The organism is Plantactinospora sp. B5E13, assembly GCF_039871775.1.
Taxonomy (GTDB): Bacteria; Actinomycetota; Actinomycetes; order Mycobacteriales; family Micromonosporaceae; genus Plantactinospora.
This window is the reverse complement of sequence record NZ_JBDPLT010000030.1, coordinates 1-14,776: the sequence shown is the minus strand read 5'-3', so window position 1 is coordinate 14,776 and position 14,776 is coordinate 1. Positions and strand designations below refer to the sequence as shown.

16 protein-coding genes and 1 pseudogene are annotated in these 14,776 nt (G+C 69.1%); 8 read left to right on the top strand and 9 right to left on the bottom strand.

The window, feature by feature from the left end; translation table 11 throughout:
• Positions 1 to 37: 37 nt before the first annotated feature.
• Positions 38 to 2,548 carry a DUF262 domain-containing protein gene (locus ABGB05_RS24000; RefSeq protein WP_347655726.1) on the bottom strand — a complete coding sequence of 837 codons (2,511 nt, stop codon included), beginning with the start codon at positions 2,546 to 2,548 and terminating at the stop codon, positions 38 to 40.
• A gap of 185 nt (positions 2,549 to 2,733) precedes the next feature.
• Complete coding sequence (locus ABGB05_RS23995; protein WP_347655725.1) at positions 2,734 to 3,462, bottom strand: hypothetical protein; 729 nt, start codon at positions 3,460 to 3,462, stop codon at positions 2,734 to 2,736.
• A gap of 234 nt (positions 3,463 to 3,696) precedes the next feature.
• On the opposite strand from ABGB05_RS23995, the gene ABGB05_RS23990 reads away from it, so the two are divergent.
• The 5 genes and pseudogenes from ABGB05_RS23990 (at position 3,697) to ABGB05_RS23970 (ending at position 7,709) form a co-directional block, all read left to right on the top strand.
• Positions 3,697 to 4,755, top strand: coding sequence for a sensor histidine kinase (locus tag ABGB05_RS23990; RefSeq protein WP_347655724.1), 1,059 nt, complete (start codon positions 3,697 to 3,699; stop codon positions 4,753 to 4,755).
• A 2-nt stretch (positions 4,756 to 4,757) separates the two neighbouring features.
• Positions 4,758 to 5,411, top strand: coding sequence for a response regulator transcription factor (locus ABGB05_RS23985; RefSeq protein WP_347655723.1), 654 nt, complete (start codon positions 4,758 to 4,760; stop codon positions 5,409 to 5,411).
• A gap of 59 nt (positions 5,412 to 5,470) precedes the next feature.
• Positions 5,471 to 6,091, top strand: a pseudogene (locus ABGB05_RS23980) (ATP-binding cassette domain-containing protein); the annotation flags it as partial.
• 86 nt (positions 6,092 to 6,177) lie between these two features.
• Positions 6,178 to 6,978 (top strand): hypothetical protein, encoded by an 801-nt coding sequence (locus ABGB05_RS23975; RefSeq protein WP_347655722.1) that lies wholly within the window; start codon positions 6,178 to 6,180, stop codon positions 6,976 to 6,978.
• Complete coding sequence (locus ABGB05_RS23970; RefSeq protein ID WP_347655721.1) at positions 6,975 to 7,709, top strand: hypothetical protein; 735 nt, start codon at positions 6,975 to 6,977, stop codon at positions 7,707 to 7,709. Before ABGB05_RS23975 ends, ABGB05_RS23970 begins: the two co-directional genes overlap by 4 nt.
• 1 nt (position 7,710) lies before the next feature.
• On the opposite strand, the gene ABGB05_RS23965 is transcribed toward ABGB05_RS23970, so the two are convergent.
• Both ABGB05_RS23965 and ABGB05_RS23960 read right to left on the bottom strand, forming a co-directional pair.
• Positions 7,711 to 8,445 carry a hypothetical protein gene (locus tag ABGB05_RS23965; RefSeq protein ID WP_347655720.1) on the bottom strand — a complete coding sequence of 245 codons (735 nt, stop codon included), beginning with the start codon at positions 8,443 to 8,445 and terminating at the stop codon, positions 7,711 to 7,713.
• Between the two features lie 209 nt (positions 8,446 to 8,654).
• Positions 8,655 to 9,329, bottom strand: a complete 675-nt coding sequence (locus ABGB05_RS23960; RefSeq protein WP_347655719.1) for a cytidylate kinase family protein — start codon at positions 9,327 to 9,329, stop codon at positions 8,655 to 8,657.
• Between the two features lie 236 nt (positions 9,330 to 9,565).
• Here ABGB05_RS23960 and ABGB05_RS23955 point away from each other — a divergent pair, with 236 nt between their 5' ends.
• Entirely contained in the window at positions 9,566 to 10,141 is a 576-nt protein-coding gene (locus ABGB05_RS23955; RefSeq protein WP_347655718.1) for a GNAT family N-acetyltransferase, read from the top strand.
• A gap of 99 nt (positions 10,142 to 10,240) precedes the next feature.
• On the opposite strand, the gene ABGB05_RS23950 is transcribed toward ABGB05_RS23955, so the two are convergent.
• The 4 genes from ABGB05_RS23950 to ABGB05_RS23935 all read right to left on the bottom strand — a co-directional run bounded on the left by ABGB05_RS23950 (position 10,241) and on the right by ABGB05_RS23935 (position 12,392).
• On the bottom strand, positions 10,241 to 10,486 hold the full coding sequence (locus ABGB05_RS23950) for a DUF397 domain-containing protein (RefSeq protein ID WP_347655717.1): 246 nt from the start codon (positions 10,484 to 10,486) through the stop codon (positions 10,241 to 10,243).
• Complete coding sequence (locus ABGB05_RS23945) at positions 10,479 to 11,285, bottom strand: Scr1 family TA system antitoxin-like transcriptional regulator (protein ID WP_347655716.1); 807 nt, start codon at positions 11,283 to 11,285, stop codon at positions 10,479 to 10,481. The genes ABGB05_RS23950 and ABGB05_RS23945 overlap by 8 nt, the downstream gene beginning before the upstream one ends.
• A 71-nt stretch (positions 11,286 to 11,356) precedes the next feature.
• Positions 11,357 to 11,668, bottom strand: a complete 312-nt coding sequence (locus tag ABGB05_RS23940) for a DivIVA domain-containing protein (protein WP_347655715.1) — start codon at positions 11,666 to 11,668, stop codon at positions 11,357 to 11,359.
• A 154-nt stretch (positions 11,669 to 11,822) separates the two neighbouring features.
• Positions 11,823 to 12,392, bottom strand: a complete 570-nt coding sequence (locus tag ABGB05_RS23935) for a hypothetical protein (protein WP_347655714.1) — start codon at positions 12,390 to 12,392, stop codon at positions 11,823 to 11,825.
• Positions 12,393 to 12,596: 204 nt separating this feature from the next.
• Between ABGB05_RS23935 and ABGB05_RS23930 the strand changes: the two genes are divergently transcribed.
• Both ABGB05_RS23930 and ABGB05_RS23925 read left to right on the top strand, forming a co-directional pair.
• Complete coding sequence (locus ABGB05_RS23930; protein ID WP_347655713.1) at positions 12,597 to 12,800, top strand: hypothetical protein; 204 nt, start codon at positions 12,597 to 12,599, stop codon at positions 12,798 to 12,800.
• A gap of 39 nt (positions 12,801 to 12,839) precedes the next feature.
• Positions 12,840 to 13,076 (top strand): GntR family transcriptional regulator, encoded by a 237-nt coding sequence (locus tag ABGB05_RS23925; protein ID WP_347655712.1) that lies wholly within the window; start codon positions 12,840 to 12,842, stop codon positions 13,074 to 13,076.
• Between the two features lie 568 nt (positions 13,077 to 13,644).
• Here the strand turns inward: ABGB05_RS23925 and ABGB05_RS23920 are convergent.
• Positions 13,645 to 14,776, bottom strand: a 1,132-nt coding sequence (locus ABGB05_RS23920) for a type I restriction endonuclease (protein ID WP_347655711.1), incomplete at its 5' end; no start/stop codon positions are given.

Here is a 14,776-nt window from a genome sequence, read left to right as displayed (position 1 = left end):
GAGAGTCCCGAAGGTGACTCTCCGGCACAGCCGGTGATCAGAGGTCGGAATCGTCCGCCTGGGCCTGCTCGTAGAACCACCGGAGCTGCTCGATGAGCGCCTTGCGGGCCTCGGGGTCGACGAGCACCGTGAGCGGGAAGCCGGGCCGGAGCGCGAGCTTCGCGGCGGCGATCTCCACCCCCGGCACCGTGTTCAGCCGCTGCCGGAACTCCTCCCGCAGCCTGATGTCGTCGAACGGCGTACGGATGCTGAGGTGCTGGAACACGATCTCGAACTTGCCGCTGGGATAGATCGTCGCTGGCCAGATGTTGCCGAGCGGGTGGCCCTTGTCCCGGGCCAGCAGGAAGCAGGAGGTTTCCCCGCCGGTGCCGAAGCCGAAGACGCCGCCGAGGTCCGTCCAGGCCTCCAACACCTGCGCGGTGGCGTCGGCGACCTCCGGGCTCAGCAGCTCTGTCAGCTGCTCGGCGAACCGGACGTCCCGGTCGACGCGGGGACGGGGCAGGTCCTCCGGCGTCATCCCGATCAGCTGGGCCAGTTCCTCGGTGACGATCCGCTGCGCCGGGTTGGCCCGGTCGTACCTGTCGAACTGCACCCCTTCCGCCTTCAGCAGCTCGCGCGGGTCGTCGGTACGGCCCGGCTCCGGCCAGCGGAAGCTGGGCGAGATGGTGCCCTCGACCTGGAGCACCCGGTGCGCGTTCGGGGTGGGGTGACTGGCGATCCGTGCCCCGACCGGGACCGGATGGCTGCCGATGAGGGCGGCGACGTCGCCGTACGTCGTCCAGGAGCCGGCGGGCAGCTCGGCGAGCGCCCGGTTCATGATGTCCCAGGGCACCTCCGACCGGGTGTCCGCCGCTGCGGAGGTGGGTCCGGGCCAGTTGGTGATGATGCGTTCGGCGAGCGCGTCGGCCCGGTGTTGGATCTCCGGGCGTCCCCAACGCTCCCGGTCGGCGATCTCCCGGTTGAGGGCGAGTCCACTCTTCGCCAGCATTGCCCGCTTCACAGTGAACGAGCTGTTGCTCAACTCGGAGTTGTAGCCGGTGAGGGTGAGGTTTCCGAGCGTGTGGAGCAACCCTTCGTGCGCTTCGGCGAAGTTCTCGTCGGGATCGAGATCCTCGCTCAGCAGCTGCCGCCACTCCGGGGTGGGCGTCTGCGGCAGCACGTGCTCGATGGTCAGCCTGTCGGGCCTCACCGGCTCCTTGCCGCCGTACGACTCCTCCAGCCACTGCAGGACAAGTTTGCGCTGGTGGGGGCGGCCGTTGAGGTAGTACGGCATGGTCCGGACCGCGGCGCGGACACTGGCGTCGGTGGCGTAGTACTTGCGACCGGTCGACAGGTACGCCCGGACCGCCTCGTCGACCGGCAGGTCACGGCTCATCTCGGTGACGATCGAGAGCAGGATCCGGTTGATGTTCGCGGTGGCCCGGCCGATGACCAGCCGCCGGACGAAAAAGCTCTCGACGTGGAGCATCGCCGAGGCGATCTGCGCGGAGGTGGCGCTCTGCTGGTCCCGGCGGTCGAGCAGGTGCAGCAGGAGCGGGTAGACGGTGGTGGTTCCCCAGGCGCTGAGCCGGGCGAGACGATGCCGCACCTCCGGGTCGGCCTCGTCCTCGGGGTGCAGGATGACCCGGAGCAGCAGGCCGAGCCGGCCGAACCGGCGTACCTCGGCCTCGATCTCCTCCTCCGTGCGCATGCGGTGCAGCCGCACCTGCTGGGCCGAGTAGATGTCCGACTGCTTGACCCGGGGGTTGGCCTGCACCAGGTCGAGCCAGAAGAGCAGCTCCAACTCCTCGCGGCTGAGCCGGCTCTGCAGCGGCAGCCACAGCGACTCGTAGACGGCCTCACCCCGGGTCGGCAGCCGCATGAAGAGGTAGTTGCGCAGCAGGTCCGCCTGCTTGAGCTGCAACCCGGTGTTGTTCAGCGACTCGAAAATCCGATAGACGTTGTCGCCGGCCTGGGCGGTGACCGAGACCAGCGCCAGCCCGGAGATGACCGCGTCCTCGATACGCTCGATGTCCAGCGGATCGTCGGGGGCGTCGTACGCGGCGAGCTGGTCACCGAAGAACCGGTACGCCGCACCGACCGGATCGCTCCCGCCGGCCTGCGGAGTCGAGTCCAGACAGGCCAGGTACGCCGCCCGGTCGGCTTGGGTGGGTAGCAGTTTCGGCCGCTGCCGCTCCGACCGCCACTTGTTGATCAGGAACTGTTCGGTGATCCGTTCGCGGTGCTCGGGACCCTCGTGCTGGGCGCGGTGGTCGCGGATGGTGCAAAGCAGGATGGAGAGGGTGGTCAGCCGCTGCTGGCCGTCCACCACCAGAAACTCCGAGACACCGGCCGGGCCGATCGACGGGCTCGGCGCCAGCACGACCGAGCCGATGAAGTGCGTGGCGCTCCGGTCCTCGACCCGGTCCTCCGCCAGCTTGACGATGTCCTCCCACAGCCGCCTGAGCTGGTCAGACCCCCACGAGTAGGTCCGTTGGTACAACGGCACCTGGTACTGCTTCGCGCCCTCCAACAACTCCCGCAGTGTTGTCTCCTGCGCCGCGACCATGCCTGCTCCCGTCTCCACCCGTACCGCGCAACGGGGGCAAGACAATCAATCCGACGTACGACGGGACAACCTACGTCGGGCCGGAAACGTCGCCGAACGGTCGATGTCCGGTCGACGCCACGGACGCAGGATCGGCGGTACGGCAACGTGGAGCACCGCGACGCGGGGAGCGTCGCGGCGGCTGGTCACACCTCGAAGCGGTCGGTGAGGGAGTCGGTCAGCTCGGTGACCTGGGAGGCGTCGGGACGCTCGACGTCGAACGTGTCCATCCTGCTGTAGGTGTACCTGATCTCGTCGTACCCTGGCAGCACGCTCGGCAGCTCGACGGTGAATTCGTGCAGGCTACCGTCGCGGCTCGTGCGCGCCCGGAACGGAACCGCCTTGGCCTTCGGGCCGAGTTCGGTGAGCAGCTTCTGGGGGACGTTGCGCGAACGGGTGAGGTCCAGCAGGCCGGTGAAGTCGTGCCCGCCCTTCCGGTCCGCGCTGACGACGCAGTTGGCGAGGTCGGCGGCGCGACTGTGGTCGCTCTCGCGCAGCGCGCGAAGAGGGCTGTCCGGTGGAAAGTCTGCGGCACCGCCGTGCATCCAGCTGGTCTGACCGGGTACGTCGGGCAGCCGCAGGTACAGATCAGCGCCGATCTGGATCACTTCGACCTCGAAGAGGTCGCCCGCCACATCCTCCAAGAAGATGTTCGTCCGGGCTTTCCTGCCATCGGGATCCATTCTGGCTTCGGTCCTGATCCCGGGGACCCGCATGACGACGGTGATGAGTCCCTGGTTCGTTTTCGCAGCCGCGTCCACCAACTTCTCCACCGGGCTGAACTGGCTGGCGTCCGGCGTGGAGGTCGCACTGGGCGGGGCTGCTCTGCCGAGAGGCGTCCCGCTGATGCCGCAGCCAGCGACCGAGAGGCTCATCGCGGTGACGAGGACGAGGCCCGACGCCGCTGACCTACGAACACCTGTCTGCACGGTCTTCCTTCCCGCAGAGAATCACGCGGATGCTATCCGAACAGGGCTCGAATCCGACGGAGATTTTCGGCTCTCACCGTTGCCCGCGAACCACAGCACCGGGCGGGTCGCCGGCGCCGCGGGCGATGTCGGTGCACGCACCCGATCATGGCGCTTCGAGCAGGCATGTGCGCTGGCAAGATGAGCGGGGTGACGGTGCTGCTGCGCAGAAACCTCCTGGTCGCGGTCCTGGTGGTCGCCGTGCTGTGGGTGCCGTCCACCATCACGGCCGGTGGCTGGGCCCGGATCTGTGCCGGGATCGTGCTGGCCGCCCTGACCGGTGCCGCGCTTGTGCTCAACCGCCGGGCGCCCGTCGCGACGACCGCGGCGGTCGCGGCGACGACCCTGGTGGGTGCGGCCCTCGACGTCTGTCAGGATCCGATGTTGGCCACCGCCTGGTGTCTGTACCTGGTGGCGGTGGAACGCGGTCCGTACGTCCGGACGCTGGTGACCACGCTGGTCGGCATGCTCGCCGGATTCGTCCTGGTCATCGGAGTCTCGCCCGGCCTCGGCGCGCGGGTGGCCGTGGCCACGGCCGCGTTGTGCCTGGCGTGGCTGGTCGGCACCGCCGTGGGCCGGCGGATGCTCTCCGAGCGGGCGGCGGAGAGGGCGCGGCTACAGGTGGACCTGGCCCGTGAGGTGCACGACGTCGTGGGGCACACACTCGGGGTGATCGCCGCCGAGGCCGGTGTGGTCCGGGCACTGCCGGACGCGGGCGAGGCCGAACTGCGCGAGACGCTCGCCGACATCGAGTCGCAGGCCCGAGGCGCTCTTGAGGAAACGCAACGCCTGGTGCGTACCCTGCGGGATCCCGGACCGACACTGGACGGGCTGCCGGCGATCATCGCCACCACCCGTGCTGCCGGAGTCTCCGTGGACGCCCGACTGGAACCGCACGGCCCGGTCGACGCCGACATCGGCGTGGCGGTGGTGCGGATCGCGCAGGAGGCGCTGACCAACGTGGTGCGGCACGCTCCGCGGGCCCGCTGCACCGTCGAGCTGTGGGAAACCGGAAAGGAGATCGCCGTACGGGTACGAGACAGCGGCGCACCCGGGCCGGCGCCGGCCTCCGGCGGTACCGGGTACGGCCTGCGCGGCATGCGGGAACGCGTCGCGGCCCTCGGCGGTACGGTGGCGTGGGGCGGCACCCCGGAGGGCGGCTTCGAGGTCGAGGCGCGGTTACCGATGCGGAAGGTCTGACGGTGGGAATCTCGGTCCTGCTCGCCGACGACGACGCGCGCTTCCGCGGGGTCTACCGGAAGCTGTTCGACCGTACCGAGGGGTTCCGCACCGCCGGGGAGGCCGCCGACGGTGCGGAGGCCGCCCGGCTGTGCCTCGCGCTGAAGCCGGACGTGGCGCTGCTGGACGTGCAGATGCCGGGCGCGGACGGGCTGGAGGCGGCGCGGCGGATCCTGCCGGCCACCGACACCCGGGTGATCATGCTGACCACGTTTCACCTGGACGACTACGTGCACGAGGCGCTGGTGCTGGGCGCCTCGGGATTCCTGCTCAAGAACGCCTCCCCGCAGGAGGTGCTGCGAGCGGTCCGGGCCGTACACGACGGGCACGCCATGCTCGCGCCGGAGGTCACCGCGCGGATGCTGCACACGTTCGCGCAGCGCCGGCCCCAGCGCCGGCACCACTTCGCCGGGCAGTTGCTCTCCGAGCGGGAGGTGCAGGTCATCCGGTACGTCGCGCGCGGCTACTCGAACCAGCAGATCGCCGACGAGTTGTTCCTGAGCCTGGAGACGGTCCGTACCTATCTGCGCCGCACCTTCGCGAAGTTGGACGTGCGCGACCGCACCCACCTGGCCGTGCTGGCCTACGAGGCGGGCCTGCTGCACGATCAGCGCTGAACCACGCTGTCTACTTCCGGGGGACGCGAGGTGCCGGCCGGGGCCGCGATTCTGGGCGGGTGATCGAAGTAGCCCAGCTCAGCAAACGTTACGGCTCCAGGGTCGCGGTGGACGACGTCAGTTTCACCGTCCGGCCCGGCCGGGTGACCGGGTTCCTGGGCCCGAACGGCGCCGGCAAGTCCACCACCCTGCGCATCCTGCTGGGACTGGACCGGGCCGACGCCGGGACCGCGCTCGTCGACGGCAGGCCGTACCGGAGGTTGCGTCACCCGCTGCACACGGTGGGGGCGATGCTGGACGGCGCCGGGCCGGTGCCCGAGCGGCGGGCCGTCGACCATCTGACCTGGATCGCCCAGTCCAACCGGATTCCCCGGCGGCGGGTGACCGAGGTGCTCGACCTGGTCGGGCTCGCCGGGGTCGCCAGGCAACGGGTGAAGAAGTACTCGCTGGGTATGGGCCAGCGTCTCGGGCTGGCCGCGGCGCTGCTCGGTGATCCGGAGATCCTCGTGCTCGACGAGCCGGTCAACGGCCTGGACCCCGACGGGATCCGCTGGGTGCGGACGTTCCTGCGCGACCAGGCGGCCCAAGGTCGTACGGTGCTGCTGTCCAGCCACCTGATGACCGAGATGGCCGACACCGCCGACGAGGTGGTCGTGATCGCCCGGGGGCGCATCGCCGCGCGCGGCCCACTCGACGAGATCACCGCCGGGCACGGGTCGCTGGAGAGGGCCTTCTTCGCGCTCACCGCCGACCAGGGTCCGGGACGGTGACTGCCGTGGCCGCCGCCGTCCGCGCGGAACTCACCAAAATCCTCACGCTGCGCGTCACCTGGATCGTCACCGGCGGCATCCTCGCCCTGCACCTGCTGATCGTCGTGGCGAACCTGGGGCGGACCGGTACGGCGGTCGCCGACATCACCCCGGACGGCCTGATCGAGCTGTTCGTCGGCCAGCCACGCCCGGCGCACCGGGCGATCGTCGACTTCCTGGTCTCGTCGTCGTTCCAGATGGGCCTGTTCCTGCCCGGTCTGGCGGCGGTGCTGGCGGGCCAGGAGTTCCGGGCCCGTCAGCTCGGGTGGTCGGTGTTGGCGGTTCCCCGCCGGGGCGTACTGGTCTTCGCGAAGACCGTCGCGGTCGCCGCGTACCTGCTGTTCGTGTCGCTGGTGATCGCGGGTGTCAGCGCCGCCTTCATGTGGGCCGCCGTCAGGGGCTGGGATCCGGGAGTCGTGGTCAGCGGCGACGCGCTGCTGGGGCAGGCACGGTTCCTGACCTTCGCCGTGCTGTGGGCCCTGGTGGGGTACGCCCTCACGCTCGTCGCGCGCAGCACGCTGATCGGCATCATCGCCTCGGTGGCGCTCATCGCGGTGACGATGACCCAGGTGCTCGCCCTGCACCTGCCCGCGCTGGATGCGCTGTTTCCGCTCAGTGCCGGGCGTAACCTGCTGCTCAACCCCGATGACTCCCGGCTCAGCGCCGGCCCGGTGCACGCCCTGGTGGTGTTGCTGCTGTGGCCGCTGCTCACCGTCACGGCCGCCGGACTGCTGCTGCACCGCAGGGACGCGCGGTGAGGGCCCCGCTGACCGCGGAACTGACCAAGATCCGTACGTTGCCGGCCAGTTGGATCGCACTGGGGCTCACGGCGGTCGCGAACACGGTGCTCGGCATCGTCGCCGGCACCGACTCCGTCCGGATCGCCTCCCCGGACGGCGAGGTGGCCGTGGGCCAGGTCGGCACGCTGATGCTCGCCCCGGTCTACGTGTTCGTCGCGATCGCGGCGGTCGCGGCCGGCACCGAGTACCACGGCGGTCAGCTCCGGGTCAGCCTGGCCGCCGTGCCGGACCGTACCCGATGGTTCGGCGCGAAGCTGGCCGCGACGGCCGTGGTCGCCCTCGTCGCCGCGATCCCCGCCGTGCTTCCCGGGCTGCTCGTCCAGCACGTCGTCGCGGGCGGGTCCGCCCCGGGCCGTACCGCGACGGGCCGCCCCGTCACGGACCTGCTCGCGCTGCTGACCGCCTACCTGCTGTTGAGCCTGGTCGGTTTCGGTTCCGCGTTCCTCGCCCGGGGCTTCGTCACACCGCTGGCCGTCCTGTTCACCCTGCCGGTGCTGTCGACAACGCTTGCCGGACGGTTCCCGCAGGTCGTCAGGTTTCTCCCGCACGAGGCGACGCTCAGCTTCCTCGGCCGGGCCGCCGACCCGGCCACCGCCCTGGGACGGGGTGCCGGGCTGCTTGTGCTCACCGGCTGGGCGCTGCTGTTCGTCGGCGTCGCCTGGGCCCTGACCGTGCGCCGCGACACCTGACTCAGTCCTGGACGAGTGTGGCGAAGGGCTCGCCGCGGTTGAGCCGGTCGACGAGGTCGAGCACGGCCGGTGGGCCACCGTGTGCGTCGACCCACCGGTACACCCGGCAGGCGGCTCTGGCGTACACCTGCTCGTCCGCGCTGGCAGCGGAGAGCCATGCGGTCAACGTCCGGGGCAGTGGCTCCGGTGAGGCGTCGCGGCAGCGGTCCGGGGCGGTCGGCGGCAACAGGTAGCGCTCGTCGTTCGAGACCAGGACGGCAAGTCCCTCGTCGAACCACTGGGGAATCTGGTCACGCGGGGCGTCGAGGCGCACATGGAACTCGACGTGCGAGAGCTCGTGCGCGGCGATCACCGGGTCGACGCCCCGGGGCGAGAGCATCACCGCCTGGTTGCGTACCGCGACCCCCCGCTCGCCGCCACCACCGATCCGTCGGTAACAGTCGCGGGTGAGGCAGGCGAGCACCGTCGGCTGGCTCCGGCGCCCCTGGTAGAAGGCGTCGACCCGCGCGACGGCGTCGCGGTGCATCTCGACGAGTCGCTGCCGGTCGGCGTCCGACAGGTCGGGTTCTGCATAGAGTCCGTCCCGCACCGGCACGAGCCCGTAGCACCGGGGGCAGGTCGTGGCGGCAACCGACGGGTACGCCAGTACCAGCGTCGTACCCACCGCCAGCACCAGGACGCCCAGGCCGGCCGCCAGCCATGCCCAGCGTCGCCGTCGACGTGGTCGTGTACTCACTCGAAGTTCCTCCCGGCGCTGCGGATCGGCCAGCGCTCATCGGGGCCACGCTGGAGTCGACGGTTCGCGACGGCACCAGCCTGGGGTGGGCGCGGGGTCGCGCGCGTCACCCGAAAGTAGACGTCTGCCCGCGATCGGCAACGCCCTCACCACCGACCGCGAGTCCTCGAACCCGTGGCCGTCGGTCGACTTCCTGAGCTGCCGTGCGGTCAGGGTGTCCGGAACTCCCAGACCGGTAGCTGGGGCTCGTCGTTGTGCACGACGATGTCGGCGTACCGGGTCGGGTGGACCGTGGCGAAGTAGAGCTGTTGGGCGGGGATGTAACGCTCGCGCCAGCGCCGCTCGATGTTGGCCTGAGAGGACACCCGGCGCTCCCGGATCATGGCACGGTCCACGGTCTTCTCGAGCGACGTCGACACGAAGACGCGCAGGTCCCACCGGTCGATCAGTTCCGGGCGCAGGAGGAAGACGCCGTCGAAGACCAGCACGGCGTCGGCCGGGGCGGTCGTGGGCGGCGGGGACAGCGCGGTATCGGTGCTGTGGTCGTACACCGTGGGTTGGAAGCGTCGATCTCCGCCCGGGCCGAGCGGATCGAGCAGCACCCCGTTCAGCGCCTGGTGGTCGTGCGCGTCGAAGTAGCAGCCTTCGGCCGAGTACTCGCCGCGCGGATAGCGCTGTGCCCGGGGGAAGAGGAAGTCGTCGATCGTCGCGCGGATGACGTCGCGGCCCTGCGCACGTAGGACGACGGCCAGCTCGTCGGCGAGGGTGGTCTTGCCGGCGGCGGGCGGTCCGTCGACGGCAACCCGGGTCGGGTGTGCGACCGTGACGGATCCGACCGCCTCCGCCAGGCGGGCGAGCATCTCGCCGCGAGTGCCTCGGTCCATGTCTCGCCCGTCCTGGTCTCACGAAGGTCACCGTGCCGGGCCGACCCTATGCCGTGCCGAGCCTTTCGCGCCTCCCCAGGCCCGAGCCCGCGGAATCGCCGCACCCGCAAGTGGCTGCCCCGGGCGACACAGACGCACTGTGACGCCGGCGCTGGCCGCCCGGTTGGGAGTGCGGACCGAGGACCGACGCCGAATTGAGGATGCGAGGGCGTGGCCGATTCGGTACGAATGCCGGTGTGTCAGAGCTGAGTCCGCCCGTCGTACGGGTGCATCGATCGTTCGTCGCCGCCATGGCCGAGTTCCGCGCCGAGGGGCGCGGTAGTTCCGGCGATAACACGATGATCGGGGCCGAGCTGCGTGAGTTCGGGGACCGCTGGGCGGCACCTGAGGAATTCGCCGCGTACGTCGACTGGTTGCGGTCCCAGGCCCTGGAGGATTCGCCCCGACCTGACGGCCACGTGCCGTCGACCACGCTCTGGTGGGTCCAGGACGACGACTACCTCGGCCGCCTCGCGATCCGGCACCGCCTGACCCCGCGGCTGCGGGAGATCGGCGGCCATATCGGCTACGACGTGCGGCCGTCGGCGCGACGTCGCGGCCATGCCACCGCGATGCTGCGCGCCGCGTTGCCGGTGGCCTACGGCTTGGGCATCGAGTCCGCGTTGCTTACCTGCGACGTGGACAACGTGGCATCCCGCAGGGTGATCGAGGCCAACGGCGGCATGTTCGAGGATCAACGCGGCGGGAAGTTGCGATTCTGGGTACCGACCGTTGACCGCCCGCCAGTCGCCCTGGGTGAGCACCGGCCGTGACCAGGATCGGTATCAGCGGGAGCTGACGCGTGGCCGGCGGCGGGGCCGGAAAAGGCCGGCTGCCGTCGTCACCGCCACTGTCGCCGGCCGGCCGGCGGCTCAGCGACGTCCGGGGGTGTGGTGGAGGAAAGTGGTCCAGGCGGTGGGGGAGAAGCGGAGGATCGGGCCGGTCGGGTCCTTGCTGTCCCGGACTCCGACACTCGCCCGGACTCCGACACCGCCCGGGATCTCGGCCTGGCCGGGCGGTGTGGGCAGGCTGTCGGCGACCTCGACGCAGTTGCCGCCGTTGTCGCCGCTGCGGCTGCTCTTGCGCCACCGGACGCCGGTTGTTGTCGGTTCAGCCATGGTGGACCTCCCTGCGGATCGTGTCGATGAGGTGTCGGGACTGGTGTTCGTCGAGGGCGAGGGTGTCGAGGCTGGTCCAGATCCGCTGGTACGCGTCGACCTCGGTGACGTCGTCGAGATAGAGCGCCCCGGTCAGGAACTCGCGGTAGACGAGCGACGACGGGCCGGCGTTGCTCCCCTCGTCGGCTGGCCGCACGGCGGTCGGCCCGTCGTCGACTGACGGAACGGCGGACGGGTTGGGTGGCTCGTTGTCGGGTGACGGGACGCCGGACGGGTCGGGTGGCTCGTTGTCGGGTGGGAAGTCGAGCAGGGTGAACGCTCCGGCGACGGCGCCGTGGTGGGCGCCGGCGGCGAGTGGGACGACTCGGATCGTGACGTACGGCAGTTCGGACGCCTCGCACAGTCGCCGGAGCTGACCGGCCATCGTGGCACGGCCGCCGACGACCCGGAGCAGTACCGCTTCGGAGAGGATCACGTCGAGGCGGGGTGGTGGGGGTAGGTGTCGGCGGAGCAGACGCTGGCGGTGTAGGCGTACCTCGGTCAGGCGGTCGCGGTCGTCGTCGCTTGTGGCGAGGCGGGTCTGGAAGACGGCGTACGCGTACTCCGGGGTTTGGAGGAGGCCGGGGACGAGCAGGTCGGCGTGTTCGCGGAGCCGATGCGCGACGGCCTCCAGCCGTAGATATGGGGTGAACCAGTCGGGGATGGCGTCGCGGTAGGCGTACCACCAACCGGGCGGTCGGGGCGCCGCCGGCCCGGGGCACGGCGTGTCCGAGGCCGGGTCGGCGGCGCCCGTGATCACGTAATCGTCGGCCTGCCCCAGCAGGCCGGCGTTTACCGGATCATGGCCGGGGTGGGGCCGGGCAGGGCTGGTCACCAGGGGCCGCGATTCGGGGTACTGGTCGCGGCGGTGCGCCGCTGCTGTTCGTTGAGGTAGCACCGGGTGTGCCGGGTCTGCCACTGGCGCAGCCCCTGGCGGATGCGCTCGGCATCGGCGCGGGCGATCGATTCGGAGCGGAGTACCTGGTCGAGTTCGTCGGCGACCTGGCGTAGGTAGGCGTACACCTCGTCGGGGTCGAGGCCGCGCCACCGGCGGCCGAACGTCTTGGCGCGGACCTGGTAGGACCGGATCCGCTGCCCGACGCGGTAGAGCATCGGGGCACTGTTGTTGCTGGTCACGCTCATCATCGGTTCCTCTCGCGATCAGGCGGCGCCGAGGCGGGCGGGGTCGTCCGCCGCCGTTTCCGGATGCGGCGGCGGCCGGTGGCCCGGCACCCGCCCCGGGCCAGTTCGGGCCCCCGACCACCGGCAGGGGGTCCGGCGGTCGGGGGAGTCTGGGTCAGGTGGTGGTTGCGCCGGTGATCCGATCGGCGTACGTGGCGAGCGCGGCGACCGCCTCGGTCAGGTTGTCGGTGAGCAGGCCGAGGTGGTCGGCCGCCTGCGACCAGTCCTCGGTGACGCCGACGATCCGCAGCCTCGGGTCCTCGTCGTCCCGGAGTTGCCGTTCGGCGGCGCGGAGCCGGCCGGGGAGCCCGGCGAGGCGTTCGGCGGCCTCGGCGAACTGGGTACGTGACTCGTCCAGCGAGGCGACGACCCGGCCGATGCTGGTCACGTCACCGCCGCCGATCTGGTCCCGTAGCCGGGCCAGCCCGCTGCCGAGCAACTGTTCGACGTGGCTGGCCAGGTCGAGGGCCTCCTCACCGCAGCGGCGGGCCAGGCGCAGTTCCGGGTGCATCGACCCGTCACCGGCCCGGCCGAGCAGCACGGCCGCCGCCGCGACCGTCAGGTACGCCTCACGCAACTCGCCACAGACCCGCTCTGCGGCCCACGCCGCACCCTCCACACCCGTGGCCAGGTCACCTTCCACATCCGTCGGTACGTCTGTCGTCGCCGCTTCCGACACTGTCACGCCGAACTCCTTCGTAGGGGGTGTGCTGCTGGTGCTGGTGGTGCCGGGGCGGACAACCCGAGAGCCGATCTGCCAGCCCAACTTGCTGCTCAAACGTATGCGAGGTACCTTGACGTATGACAACAGTACTCGTCAAGAGCACACCGCATGTTGACGTACGACAAGTTGACTCGTGCCTCTTGACGTGCGCCTACCGTCGCGTTCATGCGGCTCATGGGTGCTCACGAGATCCGGATGCGGCTGGGCGGAATCAGCCGGCAGCGCGTCTACGCGATCACGTCGCACCGGTCGTTCCCGGCCCCGATTGCCGATCTGCAACAGGGCAAGGTGTGGCGCGCCTCGGACGTCGAGAAGTGGATCGCGAAGTACCGACCGGAGCTTGCCGGCCAGGGCGACGACGAGGAGTAACTAGCGCTCGACGACTCACGTGTGAGGGATCAGCAGACCATGCCGTACGTCGTGCCGTTGTGGAGATCGATCCGGGACGACCTCCGTGCCCAGGTCAAGGCCGGCCTGCTCCAACCACGGCAGAAGCTCCCGACGACACGCGAGCTGATGGCCCAGTACTCGACCACCTCAGCGACCGTCCGGCGAGCCATCGACTCGATGATCGAGGCTGGCGAACTTATCGGCCGGCAAGGTCTCGGCGTCTTCGTGGCTGAGATCGACCAGGAGCCCTCGTAGGGACCTCGGTGGCGGTCGGCCGGCGATGCTCCGGTCTCTCGTGCGGGCGCCTACCGTCGCGATCATGCGGCTCATGGGTGCCCACAAGATTCTGGTGCGACTGGGTGGGATTAGCCGGCAGCGCGTCTACGCGATCACATCGCACCGGTCGTTCCTGGCGCCGATCGCCGAGGTGCAACAGGGCAAGGTGTGGCGTCGGATGTCGAGAAGTGGATCGTGAAGTACCGACCGCAGCTTGCCGGCCAAGGCGAGGACGAGGAGTAACCAGCGCTCCAACGGTCCGGCGGCGAAATTAGGTCAAGATCGATGCCGGAGCATCTAGGCGCTCTTTTCGAGGGTTCAAGGCGCTACGTAACGTCGGCCTGGACCTGTGGCGGACGGGGAGGCCGTCGCGGAAGAACTTGTGATCCTCCACGTCGACCATTCCCGTACCACATGACAACCTTCCGGGTGTCAACCGCTCGCCTGTAGTGGCTCCTCTGGACGGCCCCCAAGAAGGATCGAGGTTAATACTCCAGGTCGCCTGGCTTCGTTGGATGTTCAGACATCAAAGGGAGCGGCGTACTGCTCAAAGCTTTTTGTGGTTCCCGTCGCCCATGAAAGCTCTTACTGCGTCGCGAATTGCGTCAGCATGAAGATAGATGTCGTCAATAGAGCTGATTAGATGACGAGTCTCCGTCTTGTCGGCATCAAACGTGCCAACGTACTTCCGCGCCTTCCCGTTGAAATGCAGCCGAGCGATGGGTTTGCGGTTGTTGTCGTCGAGAATCACTGCGAAGTATGACTTGGCGTCGCGGCCAACAATACGTTGGGGCTTGACTTCACTGCACGCGATCGCCTTGATGATTTGGTAGCCGGTCAATTCCTCTAGTGTGGTTTCCACCTCTGTGTCTCGGGCGACATCGCTCAGTGCGACCTCTTCGCTTTCGAGCACCTCGGCGGGAGATTCGGTGGCCTGCGTGGGGAGACTTGTGTAGAGTGCGCCCTTCAGTCGTTCGTTCACTTGATCTCTGATGAACTGCGACGCGGCCTTGGCGACGAGTGACCTGAATTGTTCGCGCCGCTTTTGGGTAAATGAGCCGTCGTATACTCTCGTGGCGAAGAACTTGACCCACTCATCCTCAGGCTCCTTAAACTGCGCAGCCATCGAACGCTTGATCTGGCCGAGATACTTCAACTCTTCGGCCGCGCTGATGATCGACTCTAGATCGAATACCTCTTTCGTAAGCTTGCGCAGTTCCGGCAGTAGGGCGTCGTCAATATCCTCCAAGTCCAGTACGAGGAAGGGCTTGGCGTCCATCTTGTTGGGGGCATCGAGGTCGGTGTAGAAGTGGTAGGTCTGCCCATTGGTGAGGATGGCGATACGCGCATTCGTGACGGAGAAGTATCGATAGAGCTGAGACGCGTGTTCAATTTTTAGGGAATCGCGTGGCTGCTTGCATTCGATGAGGATTTGTACCTCGCCGCCCCGCACGATCGCGTAGTCGACCTTCTCGCCTCTCTTGACGCCGACGTCGGCCGTGAATTCCGGTATGACCTCCAGTGGATCGAAGACGTCGTAGCCGAGGATCATTGAGGTGATCTCAGCAAGGATCCGGGGGCGGTTCGGGATGACACGGGCGTACCGTCCATAGCGGACAGCTTTTGATAAGGACGTGGAGCCATCGGTAGACAGGTTCTTGCGACGGAATCGGTCTCCG